Source organism: Sphingobium sp., from assembly GCF_003248505.1.
Lineage (GTDB): Bacteria > Pseudomonadota > Alphaproteobacteria > Sphingomonadales > Sphingomonadaceae > Sphingobium.
Genome location: NZ_QFOA01000017.1, coordinates 1 through 22,900 on the forward strand (window position 1 = coordinate 1; position 22,900 = coordinate 22,900).

At 64.4% G+C, this 22,900-nt stretch carries 17 protein-coding genes; 3 read left to right on the forward strand and 14 right to left on the reverse strand.

What is annotated here, in order from left to right:
- A partial coding sequence (locus DI606_RS08330; protein ID WP_293981502.1) for an ATP-binding protein occupies positions 1 to 1,784 on the reverse strand: 1,784 nt, incomplete at its 3' end.
- Positions 1,781 to 2,437 carry a response regulator transcription factor gene (locus DI606_RS08335; RefSeq protein WP_293981504.1) on the reverse strand — a complete coding sequence of 219 codons (657 nt, stop codon included), beginning with the start codon at positions 2,435 to 2,437 and terminating at the stop codon, positions 1,781 to 1,783. The genes DI606_RS08330 and DI606_RS08335, both read right to left, overlap by 4 nt.
- A gap of 143 nt (positions 2,438 to 2,580) precedes the next feature.
- On the opposite strand from DI606_RS08335, the gene DI606_RS08340 reads away from it, so the two are divergent.
- The gene (locus DI606_RS08340; RefSeq protein ID WP_293981507.1) at positions 2,581 to 3,093 is read left to right on the forward strand and encodes a hypothetical protein; all 513 of its coding nucleotides are present in this window, start codon (positions 2,581 to 2,583) and stop codon (positions 3,091 to 3,093) included.
- 13 nt (positions 3,094 to 3,106) lie between these two features.
- Here the strand turns inward: DI606_RS08340 and DI606_RS08345 are convergent, their stop codons facing one another.
- The 6 genes from DI606_RS08345 to DI606_RS08370 are packed head-to-tail and all read right to left on the reverse strand — an operon-like array spanning position 3,107 to position 8,939.
- On the reverse strand, positions 3,107 to 3,520 hold the full coding sequence (locus DI606_RS08345; protein WP_293981509.1) for a Na+/H+ antiporter subunit G: 414 nt from the start codon (positions 3,518 to 3,520) through the stop codon (positions 3,107 to 3,109).
- On the reverse strand, positions 3,517 to 3,786 hold the full coding sequence (locus DI606_RS08350) for a K+/H+ antiporter subunit F (RefSeq protein ID WP_293981512.1): 270 nt from the start codon (positions 3,784 to 3,786) through the stop codon (positions 3,517 to 3,519). Before DI606_RS08350 ends, DI606_RS08345 begins: the two co-directional genes overlap by 4 nt.
- On the reverse strand, positions 3,783 to 4,271 hold the full coding sequence (locus tag DI606_RS08355) for a Na+/H+ antiporter subunit E (RefSeq protein WP_293981515.1): 489 nt from the start codon (positions 4,269 to 4,271) through the stop codon (positions 3,783 to 3,785). Before DI606_RS08355 ends, DI606_RS08350 begins: the two co-directional genes overlap by 4 nt.
- On the reverse strand, positions 4,268 to 5,791 hold the full coding sequence (locus DI606_RS08360) for a monovalent cation/H+ antiporter subunit D (RefSeq protein ID WP_293981518.1): 1,524 nt from the start codon (positions 5,789 to 5,791) through the stop codon (positions 4,268 to 4,270). The genes DI606_RS08355 and DI606_RS08360 overlap by 4 nt, the downstream gene beginning before the upstream one ends.
- The gene (locus tag DI606_RS08365) at positions 5,788 to 6,141 is read right to left on the reverse strand and encodes a Na+/H+ antiporter subunit C (RefSeq protein ID WP_293981521.1); all 354 of its coding nucleotides are present in this window, start codon (positions 6,139 to 6,141) and stop codon (positions 5,788 to 5,790) included. The genes DI606_RS08360 and DI606_RS08365 overlap by 4 nt, the downstream gene beginning before the upstream one ends.
- Positions 6,138 to 8,939, reverse strand: a complete 2,802-nt coding sequence (locus DI606_RS08370) for a monovalent cation/H+ antiporter subunit A (protein WP_293981524.1) — start codon at positions 8,937 to 8,939, stop codon at positions 6,138 to 6,140. The genes DI606_RS08365 and DI606_RS08370 overlap by 4 nt, the downstream gene beginning before the upstream one ends.
- A gap of 555 nt (positions 8,940 to 9,494) precedes the next feature.
- On the opposite strand from DI606_RS08370, the gene DI606_RS08375 reads away from it, so the two are divergent.
- Both DI606_RS08375 and DI606_RS08380 read left to right on the forward strand, forming a co-directional pair.
- Positions 9,495 to 12,794: a glycosyltransferase gene (locus DI606_RS08375; RefSeq protein ID WP_293981527.1), complete on the forward strand. Its 3,300-nt coding sequence runs from the start codon at positions 9,495 to 9,497 to the stop codon at positions 12,792 to 12,794.
- Positions 12,795 to 12,944: 150 nt separating this feature from the next.
- A complete protein-coding gene (locus tag DI606_RS08380; protein WP_293981530.1) occupies positions 12,945 to 15,893 on the forward strand; it encodes a PAS domain S-box protein in 2,949 nt (982 codons plus the stop codon).
- A gap of 25 nt (positions 15,894 to 15,918) precedes the next feature.
- On the opposite strand, the gene DI606_RS08385 is transcribed toward DI606_RS08380, so the two are convergent.
- The 6 genes from DI606_RS08385 to DI606_RS08410 all read right to left on the reverse strand — a co-directional run bounded on the left by DI606_RS08385 (position 15,919) and on the right by DI606_RS08410 (position 22,871).
- Positions 15,919 to 16,698: an enoyl-CoA hydratase-related protein gene (locus DI606_RS08385; RefSeq protein ID WP_293981597.1), complete on the reverse strand. Its 780-nt coding sequence runs from the start codon at positions 16,696 to 16,698 to the stop codon at positions 15,919 to 15,921.
- A gap of 250 nt (positions 16,699 to 16,948) precedes the next feature.
- Positions 16,949 to 17,800, reverse strand: coding sequence for a CoA ester lyase (locus tag DI606_RS08390; RefSeq protein ID WP_293981534.1), 852 nt, complete (start codon positions 17,798 to 17,800; stop codon positions 16,949 to 16,951).
- On the reverse strand, positions 17,797 to 18,249 hold the full coding sequence (locus DI606_RS08395) for a MaoC family dehydratase (RefSeq protein WP_293981537.1): 453 nt from the start codon (positions 18,247 to 18,249) through the stop codon (positions 17,797 to 17,799). The genes DI606_RS08390 and DI606_RS08395 overlap by 4 nt, the downstream gene beginning before the upstream one ends.
- A 1-nt stretch (position 18,250) precedes the next feature.
- A complete protein-coding gene (locus DI606_RS08400; RefSeq protein WP_293981539.1) occupies positions 18,251 to 20,119 on the reverse strand; it encodes an acetyl/propionyl/methylcrotonyl-CoA carboxylase subunit alpha in 1,869 nt (622 codons plus the stop codon).
- 5 nt (positions 20,120 to 20,124) lie between these two features.
- Entirely contained in the window at positions 20,125 to 21,726 is a 1,602-nt protein-coding gene (locus DI606_RS08405; RefSeq protein ID WP_293981541.1) for a carboxyl transferase domain-containing protein, read from the reverse strand.
- A complete protein-coding gene (locus DI606_RS08410; protein WP_293981543.1) occupies positions 21,723 to 22,871 on the reverse strand; it encodes an isovaleryl-CoA dehydrogenase in 1,149 nt (382 codons plus the stop codon). The genes DI606_RS08405 and DI606_RS08410 overlap by 4 nt, the downstream gene beginning before the upstream one ends.
- Positions 22,872 to 22,900 lie beyond the last annotated feature (29 nt).

A 22,900-nucleotide genomic window follows, 5' to 3' on the forward strand; every position in this document is an offset into this window, starting at 1 on the left:
GCATTCTTCTCACAGATCAGGATTTTGACGTCGTCTTCTTTTTTGCGGTTCCCCACTGACATGGTCGGGAGCATCGTCGGCAGGGAAAGGGAAAACCGCGTCCCGCCCTGCGGGCGATCCTCGAACCACAGCTCGCCGCTATGCTGGGTCATGATTTCCTTGGCAATCGCAAGACCCAGACCTGTTCCGGGAGCCGCTTCGCGACTGCCCGCCCGTTCGAACCGTCCAAAAATCCTCGCGCGAAATTCGGGCGGGATGCCGGGACCGTCGTCATCGACATGGACGATGGCGCGCCGCCCGTCGCTGCTCGGGCTTAGGCTGACGACCACCTGGCCGCCTTTGGGCGATATCTTGACGGCATTGGACAGGAGATTGGTAAGCACCTGATGCAGTCTTTGCGGGTCGCCCTGCACCATCAGAGCGTCGTCACCGCTGACATTTTTCAGGGTGATGCCCGAAGAAGCTGCAAGTCCGCCATTATCTTCGCACGCTTGCTGAACGACGTGGCGCAAATCGAGGGCGACCGCGGCCATCTTGAGCTTGCCCGCCTCGATGCGATCGATGTCCAGCATATCGTTGATGAGGCGGATGAGCCGCTGCGCGTTGTTTTCCGCAATCGCAACCAGACCGGCTGATTGCGGATCGAGGTCCGCAGTATCCCGCTTGAGTAAAGCCAGTGCACCTACGATCGACGTCAGCGGCGTGCGCAGCTCATGACTGACCGTGGAAATGAGATTGTCCTTCAACCGCTCGATGCGCTTGCGTTCTGCGATGTCGCGGAACGACGCGACTATATGCTCGCCATCGGAAAGCGGCATGACGCCCAGCGCAACGTCGACCGGCAATTTCCGACCGCTTCGGTGTCGTACCAGACAGTCGGTCCGGAAGGGCGTACGTAATTCGCCATCCACCAAGCCGATGCGGTCGAGAAAGGTGCCGACCCCGGACGCGATATCTGAAATGAAATCGAAATCCCGTCGTGCCAGTTCGGCCGGTTCGTAGCCGAGCATCCGGCTCGCCGCACGGTTGATGGTTTCGATGCTGCCGCTGGGGTTGATGATGATGATCGGATCGATGGTGCTGTTAAGGATCGTCTCATTGCGCTGTGCCGCCTCGAAAGCGCTGAGTTCCAGCCGATATTTCGATGCCCGCTGGCGCCAAATGCCTACCAGCGCCGCAACGAGCAACAGGCTGCTGAAGCCCAGTAGAATCCACCACAGCCGTTGCAACATGTCGGTACGATCGTGATAGGCTTGCAAGCGGGCCCTGCCGATTGCCTGTTCGTCGCGAATGATCCGATCAAGCTGGGCCTGCAGGCGCGACATGAGGCGTTTGCCTTCGCCGTTGGATATCTGTTGGCGCGCGGCCGCTGCGCCTTGCCGGTCATATATCGCCAGGACATCGTCCATTTCGGCGATCTTGGCGGTTGCGAGCGCGCGGAGCCCCCGAAAACCGTTCCTGTGCGTCGGTTGACTCCTGTAATAGATATCGGCTGCCGCGAAAGATGCGCCGATCTCCGACCGCCAATGTCGATAGCGAGCGCGAAATTCGCCGTCGTTGGTAATGACATATCCGCGCTGGCTGCTTTCGGCGGCCCGCAATTCCGACAGCACGTCGATGATCGTAACCCGGCGACCGAAGGAAAGATCGGCTTCCTCGCGCAGATCGTTCCAAAGACGATATTCCGCACCCAGCCAGAACAGCAATGCGGCAAGGGTCAGCGGAAACAGGGTGGCGAAGGTGACGAACAGCCATATGCGCGGTGGGCGCGGTGGCCTGGTCATTTGCCAATTTGCCCGGAAAATTCGCCCAGCAGCGGCTGGACCGCCAACAACGCCTGCGCGCGATTATTGACCTTGAGCTTGCGAAATATAGCGGTGAGATGCGCTTTGACGGTTGCTTCGGAAACGTCGAGATCTGCTGCGATCTGCTTGTTCAGCCGTCCGTCGGACAGGGCGATCAGCACGCGCAGTTGAGCGCCCGACAGGCTGGCGATCTGGTCGCGCAGGCCTGCGGAAGGCGCCGCGCCGGGATTCTTGGGAAAGCGCCTGCGTCCCTCCGCCAGTTCACGGATATCGTGCGAAAGCGCGTCCAGCGGAGACGATTTATAGATGAAGCCCGCCGCGCCCAATGCCATGGCGCTTTCGACCAGCATCGCATTTTCATGCGCGGATATGACGGCGATGGGAATGCGCCCAGCCACATGCTGTATCTGGAGGAGCCCCGAAAAGCCCCGCGCATCGGGAAGAATGAAATCGAGCAGGATCAGACGATAGCGATCATGGCGTTTTAAGGCGGCCAGGCTTTCGCCGATGGTGCCCGCTGTGTCGACGGTCACGCCGGGGATGGCCGCGCGCGCGGCCAGGGACAGCCCTTCACGGAGCAGCGGATGGTCGTCCGCAATCAATATGCGGCCGCCCGGTACGGCATCCGCCATCTCCTACCCCGTTTTGGTCCATTCTGTTAGAACGGAGGCAGCCCCCACTGCTCATCAGGGACCATATGCAGTTTATGCGACCGATGCAAAGGCCTTTGGCCGATAATCGATCTGGCAACCTTTTGAATTATGAGAATGTTCGCATGGCGCTGGACGATGCGGGATGGCAGCTTTGCGTTTCCGGTTCCAAAGCGGGCAGCGAGCCCATGCTGAAGATTGTCCAACCTGACACGACGGATTTTCCCGATCGCAACCGGCACATCGTCGCGATGGCTTTCGACGGTGGTGAGGGAAATCGCGATGTCGACTTCACCTTCGCCTTGAAAGCAGGGGTAAACGATCTCGCGCCGTTGTTCCGATCCTGGATGCCACCGGATGTCGAACCGCTCGACCGGTTGCTAAGCCTGTTCGGGGCTAACGAATTTCTTCCGTTGGTCAAAGGGCTGCATCGCGAACTCGTCGCGGCCACGGACGGCGATAGGCTGGGTGCTGTCAACGCCCATCGATTGGCAGGCTTATCGGGGACGCTCGGCTTTTCCGCGCTGAGTGAAAGCTGGCGGGCAATGGATGCAGGCGGGGAGGATGGGCAGCGCCTATGGCGGGAAAGTCGAAAGGTGACGGTGGCTATCGCGCACTGGCTGGATGGAGGGGCCTGAGCACCTTTGAGGATCAGCTGTCTGCGGTCGATGCCGGCGTGTCGGCCTGTGGCGCTTCGAATGTCGCCCAGTCTCCCTTGTCGCTCGGGGAAGGCGGCGGTCCTGCGAGGCCGACCGGTTCGTTACCGGCGCCCGTTCTGGACCTGTGCAGGTGGACCTTCGCGATCATATTGGCGGATATGGGCGCGGTGATAAAAAGGAACAGCGAAATCAACAGCTCGTGCGCCGTCCATATCCCGAGCTTCCCCTGAAAATAGATGACGGACGCCAGCAGCAGCGCGCCGAGGCCCAATGTCGTCGCCTTGGTCGGTCCGTGCAACCGCTCCATGGTCGAGGGCAGGCGCACAAGGCCCCAACTGCCGATCAATGCAAAGCCCGCTCCCAACATAAGGAGGAAGACGATAACGATGTCCGTAATCGCGGTCATTCGACGATGTCCCCGCGCAACACGAATTTGCAATAGGCGATGGTGCTGACGAACCCCACCATCGCAAGGAGCAGCGCCGCTTCGAAATAGGTGTCGCTGCCGCCGACCATGCCGATCAGGACGATCATCGCGATGGCGTTGATGACCATCGTGTCGAGCGCCATGATGCGGTCGCCCAGCGTCGGCCCCCGCAGCAGCCGCCACATGTTGAGCAAGAGAGCAAGCGCGATGCCGCCGACGGCAACGCCAAGGACGATGTCGATCATGCGAATATCCTCCGTAGCCGCGCTTCGTAGCGCCTTTTTATCCTGTCGATCTCCACGCCCTCATCCGCAACGTCCAGAGCATGGACAAGAAGGAAGCGGCCGTCCGCCGACACGTCCGACGATACGGTGCCTGGGGTGAGGCTGATCGTGCCTGCCAATATCGTGATGGCCTCGGGCGTGGACAGGTTGACCGGCACGATCAGCCAATGCGGGCGAAGGTCGCGGTTGCGTCGGAACAGGATCAACCATGCGACTTGAAAATTCGCAACGACGATATCGAGCAATACGATGGCGAGGTAACCCAGAAAAGCCCGTCCGAACCGCATGCGAGGGCGATCGGGCCAAAAGGGATGCGTGAACTTCGGCAGAATGAGCGCGAAGACCGCTCCCAGGACGAAGCCGCCGACCGTGATGCTATTGGCCATCAATAACCAGACGATCAGGAGCATCGCCGACAAGGCGGGGTGGGGGAGCAACCGCTTCATCGCGCAGTTTCCGCTATCTTTGCGATGTAGCGGTCGGCATCCATCAGCTGTGCTGCGGTGGCCTGGGTTCTTTCCGTGACCCATCCGGCTGCGACGGTGAACAGTCCGAGGATCAAGAGCAGCGCTACCGGCGCGATGAACTCGCTGTTGGAACGGGTCGGCCCGGCGATGGCGGGGGCATCGTTCGAAGCCGATTTCCAGAACAGGGCGGAGCCGCTGCGCGAAAAGCCGACGACGCCGACCAGCGTCGAGCACAGGATCGCGATCCAGATGGCCTGCCATCCCGGGATGGCGAAACTGGCGTCGAGGATCAGAAGCTTGCCGACGAACCCAGCCAGGGGCGGCAAACCAGCCGTGGCGATCGCTGCCGCCAGATAGAGCAGGCCTGCCGCATCCTGCCCGGCGAAGCGCGGCGTGGGGACGATGGCGTCGGCATATTGCCCGCGTCGCCGCATCGTTACATCGACGATGAGAAACAGCGCTGCCCCGCTCAGCGTCGCTTGCACCAGATAATAGAGCGCGGCGGACAGGCTTGCCTCGCGCCACGATGCGACCGCCATCAGCAGCGTACCGGTCGATGCCAGCACCGCAAAGGCGGCTTGCTCCCGCATTCCCCGCGCGCTCAACACCCCGACGAACCCACCCACAGCCCCCAGGATCGCAGCAGGCAGCAGGTAAGGCGCGGGCACCCAGGCTGCCGCGCCCGCCTGAGCGCCGAAGATAAGTGGAACGGTGCGGATCATCGCATAAACGCCGACCTTGGTCATGATCGCGAACATCGCCGCAACGACAGGCATCGTCGCTGTATAGGTGCGCGGTAGCCAGAGATGGATGGGCACCACCGCCGCCTTCAATCCGAACACCGTCATCAGCAACAGCCCCGCGATCCGGAGCAGCCCCTGATCGTGGGCCCCCAGCGCCGCGACCTTGATGCTCAGGTCGGCCATGTTGAGCGTCGATGTCAGGCCGTACAGCAGGCCAAGGGCAATGAGGAACAGTGCCGATCCGACGATATTGACGACGACATAGGCCACGCCCGCCTTTATCCGCATAGCCCCCTGACCGTGCAGCATCAGACCGTAGGAAGCGATCAGCAGCACTTCGAAGAACACGAACAGGTTGAACAGATCGCCCGTCAGAAACGCGCCGTTGAGCCCCATCATCTGGAAATGGAACAGGGGATGGAAATGCCACCCCTTCCGGTCCGCGCCTGTCAGGATCGCATGGCCGAGGATGACGATCGCCAGCACCGCGGCCAGCAGGAGCATTGTCGCTGCAAGGCGGTCGAGCACCAGCACGATCCCGAACGGTGCGGGCCATCCGCCAAGCGCATAATCCCGGATCGCGTCATCTTGCGCCCAGCCGAAAAGCGCCAGCGCCACGGCCAGCATCGCCACGCCCCCGGCCAACGACAGCAAGATGCCGAGCCCACGGTAGCGGCGCATCGCCAGCATGGTTGCGGGCGCGACGAGCGCGGGTATCACGACCGGCGCGATCGGCAGATGATCCGCCAGCGTCACGGCTCCTCTCCCGCGCCCGGCTCGCCCAAACCATCGACCTGATCCGATCCGCTTTCCAGAAAGCTGCGCAGCGACAGGATCACAGTCAGCGCGGTCATGCCGAACGTGATGACGATGGCCGTCAGGACCAGCGCCTGCGGCAAGGGATCGGCATGTTCGGTGACCTGCTTGGCATAGATGGGCGGTCTGTTCACGATCAGCCGCCCCATCGCGAACAGGAACAGGTTGACCGCGTAGGACAGCATGGTCAGCCCCAGCACGACCTGAAAGGTCCGGCCTCGCAGGGCAAGATAGATGCCACCCGCAATCAGCGTGGCGATGGCGGACGCGACCAGAAATTCCAGGCTCATTCTTTCTCCTCCCGCGCGGCCCGTTGCGCGACATGAGCGAGCTGCGAAAGCGCCATCGTCACCGCGCCCACCACCACGCAGGCGACGCCCAGGTCGAACAGCATCGCCGTCGCCAGTTCGAATTCGCCGATCATCGGCAGGTGGAAATAACCGAAACTGCTCGCAAGGAAGGGCGCCCCGAACAGCAGCGACCCAAGGCCCGTCGCGGTGGCGATCATGATGCCGAGACCGATCAGCGGATGTTCCCCCATGCGCTTTCGCGCATCGGTCCAGTCGAAGCCGGACGCCAGATATTGCAGCAGGATCGCGATCGAAAAGACGAGGGCCGCGACAAAGCCGCCGCCCGGCTGGTTATGTCCGCGCAGGAAGATATAGATACCCACGAGCAGGGCAAGCGGAAGCAGCAGCCGCGTCGCCATCACGAACATCATCGGATGACGCTCTGGCGAATGTGGATCCTCCGAACGCCATTCCCGCAGCCGCCGTCCGGCAACGCCCCGCGCCGCAGGTTCGAGCAGCGCATAGATCGCCAGGCCCGCGATCCCGAGGACGATGATCTCGCCCAGCGTATCGAAAGCGCGAAAGTCCACCAGCGTCACATTGACGACATTGGTGCCGCCCCCGCCCGTATAGCTGTTTTCCCAATGGTAGCGGGAAATGCCGTCCCGCTCCGGCCGCGTCAGCACAGCCCAGGCAAGCCAGCCTGTCCCAAGCCCGCCGCCGATGGCGATCACGCCGTCCCTCACCCGCCGGGACACGCCCGAAAGGCGCGGCGGGCGGCCGGGCAACAAATGCAGCGCCAGCAGCATCAGGAGGATCGTCACGACCTCCACCGCGATCTGCGTCAGCGCAAGATCGGGTGCGGACAGGTGAATGAACGCCAGCGCCATGACGAGCCCGATGACGCTGATGAAGATCAGCGCCAGATAGCGTCGTCGGTCGGCTGCCACCACCGCCACCGTTGCGACGATCAGAGCCGCCCATGCGACGACAGCGGGGAGCGATGCGGGCGTTGTCGCGCGGCTTCCCGCAGGGATGCCGAAGCGTATCGCGGCCTCTGCGCCCAGCGCTGCCGCGATGACGAACAGCATAGCGAGATAGCGTTGCAGCGATGCGACATGGACGAGGCCCGACAGGCTGCGCAGTCCGTCCACCGTGCGCGCCATCGCGGCATCGAACAGCCGTTTGGCGTCGGGCGAGCGCAGGCGCGCTACCGCTGCGGCAATCGTTGCATAGCGGGCCAGCAGCAGCATGGCCGCCAAAACCGCACCGAGGCTCATGAGCAACGCAGCGTTTATCCCGTGCCAGAGAGTGAGATGCAGGTCGGGCGCCGCCCCGCCCGTGACTGCCGCGCTGGCGGCTGCGACCAAAGGGGCGGCCAGCGTCATCGGTAACAGTCCCAGCGCCAGCGCGAACGCGCCGAGAATCGCTGCGGGGCCGAGAAGCATCGCGCCCGGATCGTGCGGCGCGGCGACATCGCCGCTCTTCCGCTTCCCGAAATGCAGCGCTGCGGCATAGCGGAGCGAATAGGCCGCCGACAGCATCGCGGCGACGGTCGCGAGCGCCGGCACGAGCAAAGCTTGTCCTCCAAGGATGGCCTGCGTGCTTTCGTGCAGCATCATTTCCTTGGAAATAAATCCGCCCAGTGGCGGCAATCCCGCCATCGCGGCCGCCGCCATCACCCCCAGCGTCGCGGTGAGCGGCATGATCGCGGCCAGGCCGCCCAGCCGCCTCATGTCACGCGTGCCGGTTTCATGATCGACGATCCCGGCATGCATGAACAGCGCTGCCTTGAAGGCGGCATGATTGAGGATGTGAAAGATCGCCGCCGTTACCGCCGCGCCGGTGCCAAATCCCAATAGCATGACCATCAGCCCCAGCTGGCTGACGGTGGAATAGGCGAGGATCGCCTTGAGGTCGTTCCGGAACAGGGCGACAGCTGCCCCGAACAGCATCGTCGCCAGGCCCACCGGCGTGACGATGCCGAACCACAGATCGGTTCCGGCCAGCACCGGCCAAAGCCGGGCGAGCAGGAATATGCCTGCCTTCACCATCGTCGCGGAATGAAGATAGGCGCTGACGGGGGTAGGGGCCGACATCGCGTGCGGCAGCCAGAAGTGGAAAGGAAACTGCGCTGACTTGGTAAAGGCCCCCGCCAGGATCAGCAGCAGGATCGCGGGATAGAGGGGGGAAGCCTGTACGATGTCGGCGCGGGAGAGGATCGTCGGCAAATCGTAGCTTCCCGCCGCCTTGCCCAGCAGGACCATCCCCGCGATCAGCGCCAGTCCGCCGCCGCCTGTGACGGTAAGGGCCATGCGCGCGCCCTGCCGCGCATCGGCCCGGTCGCGCCAGAAACCGATGAGGAGGAAGGAGGCGAGGCTGGTCATCTCCCAGAAGACCAGCGTCAGCACCACGTTGCTCGACAGGGCGATGCCCACCATCGCCCCCTGGAACATCATCAGGAAGGCCAGAAACCGTGCGGTCGGTTCGGTCCGGTCAAGATAGCCCTGTGCATAGATGACGACGAGCAGGCCGATGCCGAGGATAAGCCCCGCGAACAACAGTGCCAGCGGGTCGAGCCACAGGCTGAAGCTGAGACCGAGTGTCGGTATCCAGGCGAGGGTGACTGCCGGGGTCTCGCCGGACAGCGCAGCACCGGCCTGCGCCAGCAGGATCGCAAGACCTCCGGCGCTGGCTGCCATCGCGATTCCCATGTGCACCGCGCGCGACGCCTGCCGCGTTGCCGCCAGCAGGATCGCGGCGATGAACGGCAGGAAGACCAGCGTCAGCAAGGCCATCCGCATCCCCCTTTCGCGTCATGGACCGGATCATGCCGCGTCCCTTGTGCGGGTGCGGTTTGAACGGCGTTGCACGCTCGTTCTAAAGACCATGAAGTGGGCGACGGGGGAAGGACCATGGCAGATGGATCGGGCAAACCGATACTCCGGGTGCGACAATTCCTCGCTGGCGGCCCGACCAACGCTAGAACCTGCCCGCGCTTTTGTGCGGACACCCAGGGAGAACCCTTGCACGATTATTTTGCGGCGAACAACCGCTTTGGGCACCGCTTTTCATCGATGGCTCCGAATGCAGGGGATCCGGAGGGCATCGAAAACCCCCGGTCCCCGCCATAATGACGATTGCCGGAAATCTCCTGCCGTTTCATCTATTCGACAGGGACCCCATGCGTCGGCGCGGCAACCGAGAGGATCGCAATAGCGCTTTATCGCGGACCCGTTGCGACGCAGCTTCGGCCACTCGCCCACATTAAAGATAATTTAGTTTCGCCCCAGCGACTGCTCATCTTGACTCCGCTAGAGCCGCGCGAGCAAGCTGGCAGGTGGGACTATTTCATGCGTACTCCAATATTCTTCGATCCGACCGGACAACGCAGCCGCTGGTCAAAGCGGATCGTTGCCATTCTGTTGAGCCTGGTCGTCATCGGTGCGCTTGCATTTGCGACCACGTTGATCTTCGTGCCGCGCGAACGGGAACTCAATCTTCCCCTGCCCAGAGCCCGCGCGGCCAAATTCCTGCCCACACTGCACAGCCCGCTGCTCAACTGGCTGCCCACGCGCCATGCCTCTTCGTCGAGCGCGCCGCTCAGCATCGGCTTCTACGTTCCCGGCGATGAAAGCGGCATCGACGCGCTTTCACGGCATATCGGCGCGCTCGACTGGATCGTTCCTGCGTCGATCAACATTTCCGGGCCGCGTCACACCGTCACGGTGTCACGCGATCCCAAGCTCGACCATTTGATCGCGCAGGCCCGCCATCGTCCCCTCATTCTGCCGATGGTGCAGAACCTGCTTCCCGACAGCTGGGATTCCGCCGGCGCTGCATCGCTCTTCCACAATCCCGCCGAGCGCAACGCCATGGTCACCAAGCTTGCGGCGCAGGTTCGCGTGAGCCATGGCGCAGGACTGGTCATGGACATCGAGGCGCTGCCGGCAAGCGCGATGAATGACTATATCCGGTTCCTGCGTGCACTCAACGCCGCGATGCCCAAAAATACCGTTCTCGCCGTGACCGCGCCCGCGGAGGACGAGGGCTGGCCGCTGGCGGCGCTCAGCCGCGTTGCGGACAAGCTCATATTCATGGCTTACGATCAGCATTGGGAAGGCGGCACGCCAGGCCCGATTGCGGCACAGGGCTGGTTCGTGCGCGAGGTGGAAAATGCGCAGCGCATCGTCCCGCGCGACAAGCTGGTCGTGGCGCTCGGCAGCTATGCCTATGACTGGCACGGCGACGGCACCGATGCGCTTTCGATCGAGGAAGCGTGGCTCGCCGCCCATGACAGCCAGGCACCGGTCATGTTCGATCCCGCCAGCGGCAACGCCGGTTTCGCCTATGACGAGGCTGGCAAGCATCATGCGATCTGGATGATGGATGCGGCGACGAGCTGGAACCAGATGCAGGCGCTCAAGCGGCTCGGCATCGGGAACGTCGCCCTGTGGCGGCTCGGCACGGAGGATTCGGGTTTCTGGGACGATCTGTCCGCGTTCCGAAAGGGCGGCCTGCCTGATCTGGCGACGCCGCGCGCGGTGGCCAGCACCGATGTCGAAGGATCGGGCGAAATCCTGCGGATCACGTCCACACCCTCCGACGGCAGCCGCACCGTCCAGTTCGATGCACAGGGCCTGATCCATGCGGAGCGCTATCACCGGCTGCCCATGCCCTATGTGGTCCACCGGGTCGGCGGCGCGAACCCCAAGCTGCTCGCGCTGACATTCGACGACGGACCTGATGCGGAGTGGACGCCCAAGATACTGGACGCGCTGGAAGGCGCGCATGTGCCCGCCACCTTCTTCGTGATCGGTGAAAATGCGCTGGAGCATCCCGAACTGCTGAACCGCATCGTGTCTGACGGCAGCGAGATCGGCAACCACAGCTACACCCACCCCAATCTGGCGACCATCGGCCCGCACCAGAACCGGCTGGAGCTGAATACCACGCAACGCCTCGTGGAAGCCTATACCGGGCGGCGGATGACGTTGTTCCGCGCACCCTATTTCGGTGACGCGGAGCCCACGACGACCGACGAGCTTGTGCCTGCGGTGGAGGCGCAACATGCCGGATATACGGTGGTGGGCCTGCACGTCGATCCCAACGACTGGCAGAGGCCGGGCGTCGACGCCATTGTGCGGCAGGTGGTCGATCAGGTGCATGGCTGGACGCCGGAAAATTCGGCCAACATCATCTTGTTGCATGACGGCGGCGGGGATCGGGCGCAAACGGTGGCGGCGCTACCGCAGATCATCCATATTCTGAAAAGCGAAGGCTATCATTTCGTCACCGCGTCGCAGCTGGCGGGCATACCTGCCGGTCAGGCCATGCCCAAGGTGAGCCGCGCGGACCTGTGGGCCGTGCGCACCGATGTTGCGATCTTCGTCCTGCTGGCGGCGCTTTCGCTTCTCATGACCTGGCTTTTCTACGTGGCGATCACGCTCGGCATGGCGCGGGCAGTCATCATGGCGGTGCTCGCCTGGTTGCAGACGCGGCGGCGGCGCGCCGACCCGCCCGTCTTCACTCCCACCGTATCGGTCATCATCCCCGCTTATAACGAGGAGCGGGTCATCGCCGCTTCGGTCGCGCGCGTTTTGGCGAGCGATTATCCCGCGCTGGAGGTGATCGTCGCCGACGACGGATCGAAGGATGGGACGAGCGCCATTGTGGCGGAGCGCTTCGGCAACGATCCGCGCGTGACTCTGTTGACGCTGCAAAATGGCGGTAAGGCAGCGGCGCTCAACCGCGCGTTGCTGCACGCAACCGGCGACGTCGTCATCGCGCTCGATGCCGACACCCAGTTCGAACCGCTCACCATCCGCCGTCTGGCGCGCTGGTTCGCAGATCCCGCGATCGGCGCGGTCGCGGGCGACGCGCGGGTGGGCAATCGCATCAACCTCGTCACTCGGTGGCAGGCGGTGGAATATATCACCGCACAGAATCTGGAACGCCGCGCACTGGCCGGGTTCGATGCCATCACCGTGGTCCCCGGCGCCGTGGGCGCATGGCGGCGCGATGCGCTCGACGCGGTGGGCGGCTATCCGGAAAATACGCTGGCGGAGGATCAGGATCTGACCATCGCGATCCAGCGGGCGGGCTGGCGCGTCATTTACGATCCGCGCGCGACCGCCTGGACCGAAGCGCCCGAGAGCTTCCGCTCGCTCGCCAAGCAGCGCTATCGCTGGGCGTTCGGCACGCTGCAATGCCTGTGGAAACATCGCGCCGTGCTGCGGACGGGCAAGCCATCGGGTCTCGCCCTCATCGGCCTGCCGCAGGCCTGGCTGTTCCAGATCGCCTTCGCCGCCATTTCCCCGCTGATCGACCTGGCACTGTTGCTCTCTGTCGTCAGCACCACGGTGCGCGTGATTCAGCATGGTTGGGCGCAGACGGCGGGGGATGTGGGATCGATGGGCGTCTACTGGCTCGCTTTCACCGGCGTCGACATCCTGTGCGGCTGGATCGCCTATCGGCTCGACGGGCACAAGGTCCGCTATCCGGCGCATCTGCTGGTCGCGCAGCGGCTCGTCTACCGGCAGATCATGTACTGGGTCGTGCTGCGTGCCATCACGTCCGCCATCGCGGGATGGGTGGTCGGATGGGGCAAGCTGGAACGAAGCGGTCGCGTGAGCGAACAGATGACGCAATGACGGTCCCGACGCCGCTGGGCATCCCGGGCGGCGGCAGTTCGCCTGTAACGCAGATCATTGTATTGTTTTCGATAATCCGAAACCCGCCGGAAAATGATGTGCGTTCATGCTGTCATTCGATATGGGAGACACACGCAATCGAGGCATCGCATGGCAACCGGGGACATTGTGCAGACCGCGTTCGTAAGCAGCGGCGATATCGGTCGCCTCATCATGGCCAAGGACTGGAGCGGCACGTCGCTCGGCCCCATCGACGGGTGGCCGGTGGAATTGCGGGCCGGAGTGCAGACCATCCTGTCCTCGCCGGTGCCGATGGTGCTCCTTTGGGGTGCCGAAGGGCTGCTGATCTACAATGAAGGCTATGCGGCAGTGTGCGGGCCGCGCCACCCGGATGCACTGGGCGGAAAGCTGCTCGATGTCTGGCCCGAAGCGCGCGATTTCAACGCGCGCGTCATCGCAGCGGGTCTGGCGGGCGAAGCGCTCAGCTTCCACGCGCAGGAACTGGAACTCTGGCGGCAGGGGCGTCCTGAAAAGGTCTGGATGGACCTGGAATATTCGCCGATCCGCGATGCGCATGGGACGCCGGTCGGAATGCTGGCGATGGTGTTCGATATCACCGACCGGATCGTCGCGGAGCGCCGCCTCGCCGAAAGCGAAGCGTTGTTCCGGTTTCTCGATCAGTTGGAACGGGCCGTCGCGGGCGTCCATGATGCCGATGCCCTGCTGGCTATCACCACGCGCACGGTAGCGACGCATCTGGGTGTATCCAGCTGCGCCTACGCCGATATGGACGACGATGGAGACGGCTTCACCGTCCGCGGGGGTTGGCAGGAGCAAGGCATGCCATCGATCCTCGGGCGCTATCGGCTCGGTGACTTCGGCACGCGCACCGTGGAGAAGCTCAGTGCAGGGCGCCCCCTGATCGTTCACGACACCTATGGTGAAATGGCAGCGAAAGAAGCTGCGGCGTTCGAGGCCATGGGGATCGCCGCGACCATCTGCATGCCGCTGGTGAAAGGCGGTCGATTGCGTGCGTTGATGGCGGTCCATCACAAAGGTCCGCACCTATGGAACGATTATGCGTTGGCGATCACCCGGGAGGTTGCGGAACGATCCTGGGCGCATGTCGAACGGGCCGCATCGGAAGTCAATCTGCGGGCCAGCGAGGAACGGCTGCGACTTGCGGTAGAGGTGGGAGAAATCGGCCTCTGGGATATCGATATGGTGGCGAACACCCTGTATTGGCAGCCCCGCGTGAAGGCGATGTTCGGCATATCGGCCGATGCGCCCATCACGATGGCGGACTTTTACGGCGGTCTCCACCCGGAAGATGCGCATGACATTACGCAAGCGTTTCTCGCCGCCTGCGATCCCGATCAACGCGCTTTCTACGATGTCGAGTATCGCACCGTCGGCAAGGAAGACGGCGTCGTGCGATGGGTCGCGGCCAAGGGGCGCGGGGTGTTCGATGACAATCGCTGCCTGCGTGTGATCGGCACGGCCATCGATATCTCTCGCCGCAAAAGCACCGAGCAGGCGCTGCGCGACCTCAACGAAACGCTTGAACGGCGCATCACAGACGGCGTGGCGGAGCGCAAGCTCCTGGCGGACGTCGTCGAAAACGCAACAGCCATCATCTTCGTCGCCGATCCGGCCTTCCGCTGGCTCGCGATCACCAAGGCGGCGAGCGCAGCGTTCGAAGCGATCTACGGCGTGCGCCCCGCCATCGGCGTGTCCATGCTCGACGCCCTGGCGCATCTTCCCGAACAGCGCGCGCAGATCGAGCGGATCTGGGCGCGCGCGCTGGCGGGCGAAGAATTCACGATGGTCGAGGAATTCGGCGATCCCGGTCGCCTGCGCCGGTTCCATGAGATCACCTTCAACGTCCTGCGCAACAGCGCGGGGGAACGGATCGGCGCTTACCAGATCGTCCATGACGTGACGGAACGGATCGCAGAACAAAGGCGGCTGGCAGAAACCGAGGAACAGTTGCGCCAGACCCAGAAGGTCGAGGCGCTGGGGCAACTGACCGGCGGCGTCGCGCACGACTTCAACAATCTCCTGACGCCCATCATCGGGACGTTCGACCTTCTCACCCGACGGAATATCGGATCGGACCGTGAAAAGCGTCTGATCGACGCTGCGCTTCAGTCGGCGGAGCGGGCAAGGACGCTCGTCCAGCGCCTTCTCGCCTTCGCCCGGCGGCAGCCGCTGCAACCTACCGCGGTCGACATCCATGAACTGGTGACCGGTATGAGCGCGCTGGTGGCCAGCACGACAGGTCCGCAAGTGCGTGTCGCCATGGACGTGGCGGCGGATCTCCCGGCAGCGCGCGGAGACTTCAACCAACTCGAAATGGCGCTCCTCAATCTGAGTGTCAACGCACGCGATGCGATGCCGGACGGCGGAACGCTGAGCATCGGCGCGGTGCCCGATTCAATCGGGCCGGGGGGATCGGGGGACCTCAAGGAAGGCGCCTATGTCCGCATCACCGTCGCCGACACGGGGATCGGCATGGACGCAGAGACTGTGGCGCGATCGATCGAGCCCTTCTTCTCGACCAAGGGCGTGGGGAAGGGAACGGGCCTGGGCCTGTCGATGGTCCATGGTCTGGCGCGCCAGCTCGGCGGGGCTATGGAAATCGAGAGCCGACCCGGACAGGGGACGCGGGTTCACATCTGGCTTCCCGCCGTCCAGCGCTCGGCCTCGACCGTCACGCCCTCGGGCGGGGCAGCCCCCGTGCCGACGCCGCGAAGGGGCATGGTACTGCTGGTCGACGACGAGGAAGCGGTCCGTGCCAGCATCGCCCATATGCTGGAGGAAGCGGGCTTTTCGGTTACCGACGTCGGGTCGGCGGAGGAAGCGCTCGCGATCCTGAGACAGGACCAACCGATCGCCCTGCTCGTCACCGATCATCTGATGCCTGGCATGAACGGCACCCAACTGGTTCGCATGGCGCGGAATTTCAGGCCGACGCTCTCCTGCCTCATCGTATCGGGCTATTCCGAGGTCGAGAGCATCGCCCCCGACCTCGCGCGTCTCACCAAGCCGTTTCGCGCGGCGGAACTGACCGAAGCGCTCGGTCGGCTTGGAGTCTGAGTCAGGCAGTAGGCAAAGGGGGGCGTCAGCGGCCCTTCCACACCCCGGCCCGCTTCTCGACGAAAGCGGTCATGCCTTCTTTCTTGTCCTCGGTGGCGCTCAGAATCTGGAACAGGCGGCGCTCGATCTGGATCGCCTGGGTGAGGTTGCTCTCGAACGCAAGGTTGACCATTTCCTTGTTCACCATCGCGGCCATCGGCGGCATCGACGCGATCTGGGCGGCGGTCTTCAGCGCTTCTTCCACAAGGTCGGCGGCGGGCACGACCCGCGAAACGAGGCTGGCGCGTTCCGCTTCCGCCGCGTCCATCATCCGACCGGTCAGGCACATTTCCATCGCCTTCGCCTTGCCCACTGCGCGGGTCAGGCGCTGCGACCCACCCATGCCGGGCGCGACCCCCAACTTGATTTCGGGCTGGCCGAACTTGGCGGTGTCCGCCGCGATGATGAAGTCGGCCATCATCGCCAGTTCGCATCCCCCGCCCAGAGCGAAGCCCGCAACCGCGGCAATCCAGGGCTTGCGCGTGCCGACGACGCCGGACTGCCAGCCGGAAAAGAAGTCCTCCAGGAAGAAGTCGGCGGCCTGCTTGTCCACCATCTCCTTGATGTCGGCCCCGGCGGCGAAGGCCTTTTCCCCGCTGCCCGTCAGCACTGCGCAGCGCTGGCCAGGATCGGCGTCGTAAGCGGCGAACGCCTGCGTCAGGTCTTTGAGCACCTGGCTGTTGAGCGCATTGAGCGCCTGCGGCCGGTTGAGCGTGATGAGCGTGACGGCGTCCCGCTGTTCGACGAGGATGGTTTCGTACGACATACTCATTCTCTCCGGTCCCATTATGGCAGAATCGAAGGCGTCATATCCGCAGCCTCGCCGAAACGAAAGGGCGCAGGTGGCTATCCTGTCCTTTACATCGGTCGGTCGGAAAGAATGGGCTTGCGATACCGAACGGCGGATAAGTCGGCGTGCGCTTATGCTTGCTCAGATCGACAGGGATGCCGACAGGCTCGGCAGGGCCGTTAATGCGAGCGAGCGAAAAATGGTAGACGGCAACGCCGCGAAGACGTCAGGGGACCGGCGGCAAGGCAGCGGCGCGTGCCAGGAGACGCTGCGCCTGGATCAAGTGCGGGCGGTCGATCATCCTGCCGTTCAGCCGCAATGCACCGGCATCGGGCGCAGCGGCGAATGCTTCGATAACCATGCGCGCATGGGCTATCTCTGCGTCGCTCGGCGTGAAACCCGCATTGACGGTCGCTACCTGCGCGGGGTGGATCGCCATCATGCCGGTGAAGCCGTCGCTTCGCGCGCGCGCGACATAGGCGGCAAGCGCCTGCATGTCGTCGATGCGGGGAAACACCGTCTCGATCGCCTCGACACCCGCGCCATGCGCGCCGAACAGCGTCAGGCTGCGCACCATTTCATAGGGCGGCGTGTAGCGCCCATCCTCCTCGCGCGATGTCGCAGCGCCGATGGAGGCGGGCAAATCCTCCGCGCCCCAAGTCAGCCCGGCCAGATGGGCCGCCACCTCGCCATAGCCGCCAAGCTGAAAGATCGCGGCGGGGGTTTCGGTCGCAATGGGCAGGATCGGCGGCATGGTTTCCCGCGCCATCGCCAGCAATGCTCGCACGCTGGCTGCGCCCTCCGCCTTGGGGAGGACCAGCCCATCGGGCCGCCCCGGCAGCACCGCGTCGAGATCGGCCCGTGTCAGGCCAGTGTCGAGCGGATTGACCCGGACGAAGACCGGAATCGCGCGGGGCTGCGCCAGCCATGTCGCGATGGCGTCGCGCCCCTGCGTCTTTCGCTCGGGCGTCACGCTGTCTTCGAGATCGAGGATCAAGGCATCCGCGCCGCTCGCCGCCGCCTTGGCGAAGCGATCGGGCCGGTCGGCGGGGACGAAGAGCAGCGAGCGCAGCCTCACGCGTTCGACCGCTTCATCAAGGCGGTTCTCAGGCACTGGCATACCAGTTCGTCCCGCTGGTTGAGCAGCCGATGCGTAAAGGTCACGATGCCCGCTTCTGGTCGGGACCTGCTGGGCTTGAGGTCGGTCACTTCGCTTTCGCAGCGCAGCGTGTCGCCGATGAAAACCGGGTTGGGCATGACCAGCTTGTCATAACCCAGATTGGCGATCAACGTACCGAGCGTCGTGTCGCCGACCGAAAGCCCTACCATCAACGCGAAGGTGAAGGTGCCGTTGACGAGGATCTGCCCAAACTCGCTCGCCTTTGCCGCTTCGGCATCGAGGTGAAGCGGCTGGGGATTGTGCGTCATGGTGGAAAAAAGGAGATTGTCCGTTTCCGTCACCGTGCGGCGGATGTCATGGATCAGCCTGTCACCCACCTGCCATTGGTCGAAATATCTGCCTGCCATGTCAGTCCTGTTCCGCCTTTTCGATCTTTGCGAGCAGCGCGCCTTCGCTGACCTGCCCGCCCTCCGCCGCGTCGAGTTGCGCCACGATGCCGTCGAACGGCGCGACGAGGCTATGCTCCATCTTCATCGCTTCCAGCGTCAGGAGCTTCTGCCCCTTGGTCACGGCATCGCCTGCCGCAACGGCCACGGCGATGATACGGCCCGGCATCGGTGAGAGGATCGCCCCGTCCGACGCATCCGCGCCGCCGCTCGATCCCGCCCGCCACGGCGCAAGGCGCCAGACCTGGCCGTCCTCCGCGACGAGCACATCCGACGCAGGGCGATCCGCGCCCTCCTTCGGATCGAAGCGGATCGTCACCGCTTCCCGGTCGAGCAGGAACATGCCGGTCGCACGCGCCGGGGCGTTCAGACGAAAACCGGCCAGCCCACCGCCTCGCGTCAACGCGGCAGCGGCGTCGGCCAACGCGTCCTCGCTCGGGCGGGCCGCAGGCAGGAGCGCGGCGCCCTCCCGCCCGATCAGCCCGGTGTCGAGCCGGGCTTGGGCAAAGTCGGGGTGCCGCAATGCCTTGACCAGAAATCCGGCGTTGGTCTTGAGCGGCCATATGGCGCTGTCGCCCAGCGCGGCAGCCAGCCGCTCGCGCGCGTCGTCGCGGGTTGCGCCATGGGCGATCACCTTGGCAATCATCGGATCGTAGAAGGGGGATATCTCCGCCGCTTGCTCGACCCCCGTGTCGATCCGCAGGCCATGTGCGATGCCGTCCGGCCCGTCGCCGCCCAGTTCGAACGTGTCGAGACGGCCGATGCTGGGGAGGAAGCCTCTTGCCGGGTCTTCGGCATAAAGCCGCGCTTCCATGGCGTGCCCGTCGATCGCCAGCGCGTCCTGCGTCATGGGGATCGGCTCGCCCGATGCGACGCGCAGTTGCCATTCGACAAGATCGACGCCGGTGATCGCTTCGGTCACCGGATGCTCGACCTGAAGCCGCGTGTTCATTTCCATGAACCAGATACGGTCGGCGCGCAGCCCTTCCGATCCGTCGGCGATGAATTCGATCGTACCCGCGCCGACATAGTCGACCGCCTTGGCGGCATTGACGGCGGCGCTGCACACCGCCGCGCGAGTGGCCTGGTCCATGCCGGGTGCGGGGGCTTCCTCGATCACCTTCTGGTGGCGGCGCTGAAGCGAGCAGTCGCGCTCGAACAGGTGGACGACATGGCCGTGGCTGTCGCCGAACACCTGCACTTCGATGTGGCGCGGATTGTTGATCCATTTTTCCAGCAGCACGGCCGCATTGCCGAAGCTGGAGGCGGCTTCCCGCTGGCAGGAGGCGAGCGCGTCGGCGAAATCCCGCGCCTCATCCACCTTGCGCATCCCCTTGCCGCCGCCGCCTGCGACCGCCTTGATGAGGACCGGATAGCCGATGGCGTCCGCTTCCGCCTTGAGCCGCGCTTCGCTCTGATCCTCACCCAGATAGCCGGGCGTGGTCGGGACACCGGCTTTCTGCATCAGCATCTTGGCCGCGTCCTTCAGGCCCATCGCGCGAATGCTGTCGGGATGCGGTCCGACCCAGATCAGGCCCGCGTCGATCACCGCTTGGGCAAAGTCGGCATTTTCCGAAAGGAAGCCATAGCCCGGATGGATCGCTTCCGCGCCGGTTCGCCTTGCCGCCTCGATGACCTTCTTACCGACAAGGTAGCTTTCCCGCGCGGGCGAGGGGCCGATGGGGACCGCTTCGTCGGCGGAGCGGACGTGGAGGGCGTTCGCGTCGGCGTCCGAATATATGGCGACGGTGCGGATGCCCAGCCTGCGCGCGGTGCGGATGATGCGGCAGGCGATTTCGCCGCGATTGGCGATGAGGAGGGAGGAGAGCATGGGCCTTACATCCTGAAGATGCCGAAGCGCGCGCGATCCTCGATCGGAGCGTTCAGCGTGGCGGCAAAGGCGAGGCCCAGCACGTCGCGGGTCTGGGCAGGGTCGATGACGCCATCGTCCCACAGGCGCGCGGTGGCGTAATAGGGGTTGCCTTCATCCTCATATTTCTGGCGGATCGGCGCCTTGAACGCCTCGGCGTCCTCGGGCGTCCAGTTGGCTGCGTCGCGGTGCACCGTTGCCAGCACGCTGGCCGCCTGTTCCCCGCCCATTACCGATATGCGGGCGTTGGGCCAGGTGAAGAGGAAGCGCGGGCCGTAAGCGCGCCCGCACATGCCGTAATTGCCCGCGCCGAAGCTGCCGCCGATCAGCACGGTGATCTTGGGCACCTGCGCCGTCGCGACGGCGGTGACGAGCTTCGCGCCGTTTTTGGCGATGCCCTCCGCCTCATATCTGCCCCCCACCATGAAGCCGGAGATGTTCTGGAGGAACAGCAAAGGCACGCGCCGCTGGCAGGCGAGTTCGATGAAATGCGCGCCCTTGACCGCGCTTTCGCTGAAGAGGACGCCGTTGTTGGCGAGGATCGCGACCGGCATCCCCCAGATATGCGCGAAGCCGCACACCAGCGTGGTGCCGTATAGCGCCTTGAACTCGTGGAATTCGCTGCCGTCGACGATCCGCGCGATGATCTCGCGCACGTCGTAGGGCGCGCGCACGTCCTGCGGCACGATGCCGTAAAGCTCGCTCGGGTCATGGATCGGCGCGCGGGGATCGCGCAGGTTGACGTCGGGCGTGGCATCGGGTTGCAGGGTAGAGACGATGTCGCGCACGATGCTGAGCGCATGATCGTCATTTTCGGCGACATGGTCGACCACCCCGGATTTGCGGCCATGCAGGTCGCCGCCGCCCAGATCCTCGGCGCTGATGACCTCGCCCGTCGCTGCCTGCACCAGCGGCGGCCCGGCAAGGAAGATCGTGCCCTGGTTGCGCACGATGACGCTTTCGTCGCACATCGCCGGGACATAGGCGCCCCCTGCGGTGCACGATCCCATGACGCAGGCGATCTGCGGAATGCCCTGCGCACTCATGTGGGCCTGATTGTAGAAGATGCGCCCGAAATGCTCCTTGTCGGGGAACACCTCCGCCTGGTTGGGCAGGTTCGCGCCGCCGCTGTCGACCAGATAGATGCAGGGCAGCCGGTTTTCGAACGCGATCTCCTGCGCGCGCAGGTGCTTCTTGACGGTCATCGGGAAATAGGTGCCGCCCTTCACCGTCGCATCGTTGCACGCGATCATCACCTGCCGCCCCGCCACGTGGCCGATCCCCGCGACGATCCCCGCGCCGGGCACTTCGTCCCCGTAAAGGCCGTTCGCCGCCAGCTGCCCGACTTCGAGGAACGGGCTGCCCGGATCGAGCAGCCGCTCCACCCGGTCGCGCGGCAGCAGCTTGCCGCGGGCGATATGCTTGTCGCGCGCGCTGTCCGATCCGCCGCGCGCCGCAGCCGCCACCTTGCCCCGCAGTTCGTCGACAAGCGCGCGGTTATGCGCGGCGTTGGCGCGGAAAATGTCGCTGTCGCGCGACAATTTGGTGTCGAGGACCGGCGCGCTCATGCTCCAATCAGCTCCCGACCGATCAGCATCCGGCGGATTTCGTTGGTGCCGGCGCCGATGTCGAGCAGCTTGGCGTCGCGCATGAACCGTTCCACCGGCCAGTCCTTGGTATAGCCTGCGCCGCCCAGTGCCTGCACCGCCTCCAACGCCACCTTCATCGCGTTTTCGCTCGCCAGCAGGATCGCGCCCGCCGCATCGAAACGCGTCGTCCGGCCCGCGTCGCACGCCCGCGCCACGGCATAGACATAGGCGCGCGCGCTGTTGAGCGCGACATACATGTCTGCGATCTTCGCCTGCATCAGCTGGAATGCGCCGATGGGTTTGCCGAACTGCCTGCGCTCGCGAACATAGGGCAACACTATGTCGAGGCACGCCTGCATGATCCCGAGCTGGATTCCCGCCAGCACCGTTCGCTCATAGTCGAGCCCGCTCATCAGCACGCCCGCGCCCCCATTCAGCGGTCCCATGACATTGTCCTCCGGCACCTCGCATTCGTCGAACACCAGTTCGGCGGTGGGAGAGCCGCGCATCCCGACCTTGTCGATCTTCTGCCCGATCGAAAAGCCTTTCATATCCTTTTCGATGAGAAAGGTCGTCACGCCCTTCGATCCCTCGCCCGTCTTGGCATAGACCACCAGCGTGTCGGCATAGGCCGCGTTGGTGATCCAGAATTTCGTGCCGTTGAGGACATAGCGGTCGCCGCGCCTTTCCGCGCGCAGCTTCATCGAGATGACGTCCGATCCCGCGCCCGCTTCGGACATGGCGAGAGAGCCCACATGCTCGCCCGAGATCAGCTTGGGCAGATATTTCGCCTTCTGCGCCGCATTGCCCCAGCGGCGGATCTGGTTGACGCACAGGTTGGAATGCGCCCCATAGGACAGGCCGATGGAAGCCGATGCGCGCGCCACTTCCTCCTGCGCGACGACATGCTCCAGATAGCCGAGGCCAAGGCCGCCATACTCCTCCTCCACGGTGATCCCGTGCAGGCCAAGCGCACCCATCGCAGGCCATAATTCCGCGCGCGGGAACCAGTCCCTTGCATCGATCTCGGCGGCGAGCGGGGCAATCCTGTCGGTGGCGAACCGCTCGGTGCTTTCGCGGATCATGTCCGCCGTCTCACCCAGCGCGAAGTCGAATTCAGCCATGCACACTCTCCTTGTCGGCGCAGACTATC

Excerpts from the sequence above, each read along its gene's own strand:
- DI606_RS08370 (WP_293981524.1), bottom strand. The coding sequence starts at position 8,939 with ATGGCCTTGCTGACGCTGGTCTTCCTGCCGTTCATCGCCGCGATCCTG.
- DI606_RS08395 (WP_293981537.1), bottom strand. The coding sequence starts at position 18,249 with ATGGCAGGCAGATATTTCGACCAATGGCAGGTGGGTGACAGGCTGATC.
- DI606_RS08340 (WP_293981507.1), top strand. The coding sequence starts at position 2,581 with ATGGCGCTGGACGATGCGGGATGGCAGCTTTGCGTTTCCGGTTCCAAA.
- DI606_RS08350 (WP_293981512.1), bottom strand. The coding sequence starts at position 3,786 with ATGATCGACATCGTCCTTGGCGTTGCCGTCGGCGGCATCGCGCTTGCT.
- DI606_RS08375 (WP_293981527.1), top strand. The coding sequence starts at position 9,495 with ATGCGTACTCCAATATTCTTCGATCCGACCGGACAACGCAGCCGCTGG.
- DI606_RS08365 (WP_293981521.1), bottom strand. The coding sequence starts at position 6,141 with ATGAGCCTGGAATTTCTGGTCGCGTCCGCCATCGCCACGCTGATTGCG.
- DI606_RS08385 (WP_293981597.1), bottom strand. The coding sequence starts at position 16,698 with ATGTCGTACGAAACCATCCTCGTCGAACAGCGGGACGCCGTCACGCTC.
- DI606_RS08355 (WP_293981515.1), bottom strand. The coding sequence starts at position 4,271 with ATGAAGCGGTTGCTCCCCCACCCCGCCTTGTCGGCGATGCTCCTGATC.
- DI606_RS08345 (WP_293981509.1), bottom strand. The coding sequence starts at position 3,520 with ATGACCGCGATTACGGACATCGTTATCGTCTTCCTCCTTATGTTGGGA.
- DI606_RS08335 (WP_293981504.1), bottom strand. The coding sequence starts at position 2,437 with ATGGCGGATGCCGTACCGGGCGGCCGCATATTGATTGCGGACGACCAT.
- DI606_RS08410 (WP_293981543.1), bottom strand. The coding sequence starts at position 22,871 with ATGGCTGAATTCGACTTCGCGCTGGGTGAGACGGCGGACATGATCCGC.
- DI606_RS08405 (WP_293981541.1), bottom strand. The coding sequence starts at position 21,726 with ATGAGCGCGCCGGTCCTCGACACCAAATTGTCGCGCGACAGCGACATT.
- DI606_RS08380 (WP_293981530.1), top strand. The coding sequence starts at position 12,945 with ATGGCAACCGGGGACATTGTGCAGACCGCGTTCGTAAGCAGCGGCGAT.
- DI606_RS08400 (WP_293981539.1), bottom strand. The coding sequence starts at position 20,119 with ATGCTCTCCTCCCTCCTCATCGCCAATCGCGGCGAAATCGCCTGCCGC.